The 3,424-nt window shown below is 74.3% G+C and carries 2 protein-coding genes and 2 pseudogenes; all 4 read left to right on the top strand.

Annotation, left to right across the window (positions count from 1 at the left end; genetic code table 11):
* Positions 1 to 628 (top strand): annotated as a pseudogene (locus tag E2C06_RS35870) (hypothetical protein); the annotation flags it as partial.
* Positions 629 to 699: 71 nt separating this feature from the next.
* Positions 700 to 2,058, top strand: a complete 1,359-nt coding sequence (tolB, locus tag E2C06_RS35865) for a Tol-Pal system beta propeller repeat protein TolB (RefSeq protein WP_241671625.1) — start codon at positions 700 to 702, stop codon at positions 2,056 to 2,058.
* 263 nt (positions 2,059 to 2,321) lie between these two features.
* Positions 2,322 to 2,798, top strand: coding sequence for a peptidoglycan-associated lipoprotein Pal (pal, locus tag E2C06_RS35860; protein ID WP_133293306.1), 477 nt, complete (start codon positions 2,322 to 2,324; stop codon positions 2,796 to 2,798).
* A 162-nt stretch (positions 2,799 to 2,960) separates the two neighbouring features.
* Positions 2,961 to 3,424: pseudogene (locus E2C06_RS35855) on the top strand (tetratricopeptide repeat protein); the annotation flags it as partial.

The raw sequence follows: 3,424 nt of genomic DNA, 5'->3' as shown, positions 1-3,424 counted from the left end.
GGCGCCGAAGCCGCCGCCGCAGCAGCAGGTGGCCGAGGCCAAGCCGGAGAAGCCCGCGCCGGCCGCCGCCCCGGCCAAGCCCGAGCCGGCGCCGCCGCGGCCGCCGAGCCCGGTGCCGCCGCCGCCGACCCCGTCCAAGGAGGCCGGGACCGGCCGGACGCCGGCGGTGCAGAAGCCGCAGGTCGACAGCAGGTCCGTGCTGAACAACATGGACAAGCTGATCCAGTCGGCGCAGCAGAACCGCCCGCCGACGGGACGGCCGAGCGCGCCGGCGGGCAGCCCGCAGCAGGGCGGCGGCGCGCCGAACGGCACCGCCGCGCTGAATGCCGGGGAGAAGGCCGGCCTTGCCGACAAGATCAGCGAATGCTGGTCGGTCGACGGCGGCGGCATGGGGGTGCGCGACATCGTGGTCAGCCTGCGGGTCGATGTCGATGCCGGCGGCATCGTGCGCAACGTCCGCGCCGACGGCGCGCCGCCGAGCGAGCCGCGCGCGCGCTCGGTCTACGAGGCGGCGCGGCGCGCGCTGCTCGATCCCAAGTGCAACCCGCTGCCGCTGCCGAAGGACCGGCTGGCGGCGCTGCGGGAGACCGTCTTCCGCTTCAACCCGCGCGACCTCGGCCTGCGGTGACGCCGCCGCCCCGGGCTTGACCGGGGCGGCCCCGCCCCCAAGCTGCGCGCCACATCCACAGGAGTGACCGCATGACCCCGGACGAGATGGCGATGGAGGGGCTGCTCTCGCGCCGGGCCGCGCTGTTCGGCGGCGCGGCGCTCGGCCTGCCGCTGCTGGCCGGGCTGCCGGGCACGGCGCTGGCGCAGAGCTCGGTGGTCGACATCACCAAGGCCCGCACCGACCCGATCCCGATCGCCATCCCGGACTTCGCCGGCGGCGCGGTGGGCCGCGACATCGCCCGCGTCGTGATCAACAACCTGAAGAACTCGGGCCTGTTCCGCCCGGTGGAGCGCGCCGCCTTCATCCAGACGCCGGAGGCGGCCGCGGCGCTGCCGCGCTTCCAGGACTGGCGCGTGATCGGCGCCCAGGCGCTGACCACCGGCCGCGTCGATACCGGGGGGGACCGCGTCCGCGTCGAGTTCCGGCTCTGGGACGTGCTGCCGGAACAGCAGATCCAGGGCACCGCCTTCACCGCGGCCTCCGGCAGCTGGCGCAAGATCGCCCACCTGATCTCCGACGTGATCTATGAGCGCCTGCTGGGCGAGAAGGGCTATTTCGACACCGAGGTCGTCTATGTCGCGGAAAGCGGCCCGCGCGACCGCCGCACCCGGCGCCTGGCGATCATGGACCAGGACGGCGAGAACCACCGTTTCCTGACCGATGGCTCCGCCGCCGCGCTGACCCCACGCTTCCATCCCAGCGCGCGGCAGATCGCCTTCATGTCCTATGCGCGCGGGGAGCCGAAGGTCTACCTGTTCAACCTGAATGGCGGGCGGCCGGAGCCCCTGGGGAATTTCCCCGGCATGACGCTCTCGCCCCGCTTCAGCCCGGACGGGCGCAGCGTGGTGCTGTCGGCGACGCGGGGGAACGATTCCAACATCTACGTGGTCGATCTCGGCTCGCGGCGCGAACGCCAGCTGACCTCGGGCGGCGGGCTCGACGTCTCGCCCTGCTTCTCGCCGGACGGGTCGCAGATCGTCTTCAACTCCGACCGCGGCGGCGACCAGCAGCTCTATGTCATGGGCGCCGATGGCGGCGGCATCCGCCGCATCTCCTTCGGCCGCGGCCGCTACGCGACGCCGGTCTGGTCGCCGCGCGGCGACCTGATCGCTTTTACCCGCATCTCCGGCGGGCAGTTCGGCATCGGGGTGATGCGCCCCGACGGCTCGGGCGAGCGGATCCTGTCGGAGGGCTGGGGCATGGAGGGGCCGACCTTCGCGCCGAACGGCCGGGTGATGATGTTCTTCCGCGAAACGCCGGCGCGCGACAACCGGGGCGGCGGCTATTCGTCGCGCCTGTCGTCGATCGACATCGCCGGCTTCAACGAAAGGCAGATCGTCACGCCGACCGACGCCTCCGACCCCGCCTGGTCGCCGCTGCTGTCCTGATGCGGGCCGCGGCGGCGGGGCGCGCCGGGGGGAGGTGATCGCGCCCGGTCCGGGGGGCGTCCGCGCGCCGCCTCCAGGCCCGCTGCCGGCCGTCGCGGCTGCTGGATGGTGCGGGAGCGAGAGGGTTGCCTCGGCCGCCACGCCTCTCCGCATCTTTGCCGCGGAAGTGTTCGATTTTCTTGACCCTTCCGACCACGGGTTGTAACGCGCCCAGCGGATATTTCCGCAGCCGGATGCTGCCCGATGGGAAGGACCAGAGGATGATGAACACCAAGGTGCTCGGCGCTTTCGCGGCGGTCGCGCTGCTCGCGGCCTGCCAGTCGGCGACCGATACGGCGGCGACGGGCGCCGGCGCGGCGACCACCGGCAGCAGCATCCGCCCGGGCAGCCAGGAAGACCTGATCGCCACCGCCGGCAGCGACCGCGTCTACTTCGACACCGACGAGAGCAGCATCCGCGCCGACCAGCGCCCGGTGCTGCAGAAGCAGGCCGCCTGGCTCGGCACCAATGCCGGCGTCACCGTGCAGCTCGAGGGCCATGCCGACGAGCGCGGCACGCGCGAATACAACCTGGCGCTCGGCCAGCGCCGCGCCAATGCGGCGCGCGACGGCCTGGTCGCGGGCGGCGTCGCCGGCGCGCGCATCTCGACCATCTCCTACGGCAAGGACAAGCCGGCGGCGCTCGGCTCGACCGAGGAAGCCTGGGCGCAGAACCGCCGCGCGGTGACCGTCGTCCGGTAGCGACGCGGGCGGCTGCCGGCCGCCAGGTTTCGCGCCTTGTGTTGCGCGGCGGGCTTCGGTCCGCCGCCGGCTGCCGCTACAACCCGGGGGACCCTGTGGCCCCCGGCGCAGCGGCCGGGGCGGTCCCGGCCGCGGCGCGACGAGCCCGACCGGAGCCCCCCGATGCGACGCGCGCTCGCCGCCCTGATCCTCGCCACGCCGTTCGTACTGGCCGATGCCGCGCCCGCCCGCGCGCAGGCCGAGAGCCGCGAGGGCATCTACCTGCAGAACCAGATCCTCCAGCTGCGGCAGGAGCTCGATCAGGTCCGCCGCGGCGGCGGGGCGGCGGTCGCGCCGGTGCCGCGCGGCGGCAATGCCGCGCCGCAGGGCGAGCTGGTCGGCGCGCTGCTCGACCGCGTCACAACGCTGGAGGACGAGACCCGCCGGCTGCGCGGCCGGCTGGAGCAGGCCGAGTTCCAGAACCGCAACCAGGCCCAGCAATTGGAAAAGCTGCAGGGCGACCTCGACTACCGGCTGCAGCAGCTGGAGGGCGGCGGCGGCGGGTCGCGGCCGCGCGCCGAATCCGCGGCGCCGGCCCGGCCGAGCCCCGCCCAGTCGCTGCCGCCGGTCGCCGGCCCCGCCACGGC

It is taken from the genome of Dankookia rubra (assembly GCF_004355005.1).
GTDB lineage: Bacteria > Pseudomonadota > Alphaproteobacteria > Acetobacterales > Acetobacteraceae > Paracraurococcus > Paracraurococcus ruber_A.
This window is presented reverse-complemented; position numbering and strand designations above follow the sequence as displayed.

What these genes read in the sequence shown, in the direction of transcription:
- pal (WP_133293306.1), top strand. Translation starts at nt 2,322, where the DNA reads ATGAACACCAAGGTGCTCGGCGCTTTCGCGGCGGTCGCGCTGCTCGCG.
- tolB (WP_241671625.1), top strand. Translation starts at nt 700, where the DNA reads ATGACCCCGGACGAGATGGCGATGGAGGGGCTGCTCTCGCGCCGGGCC.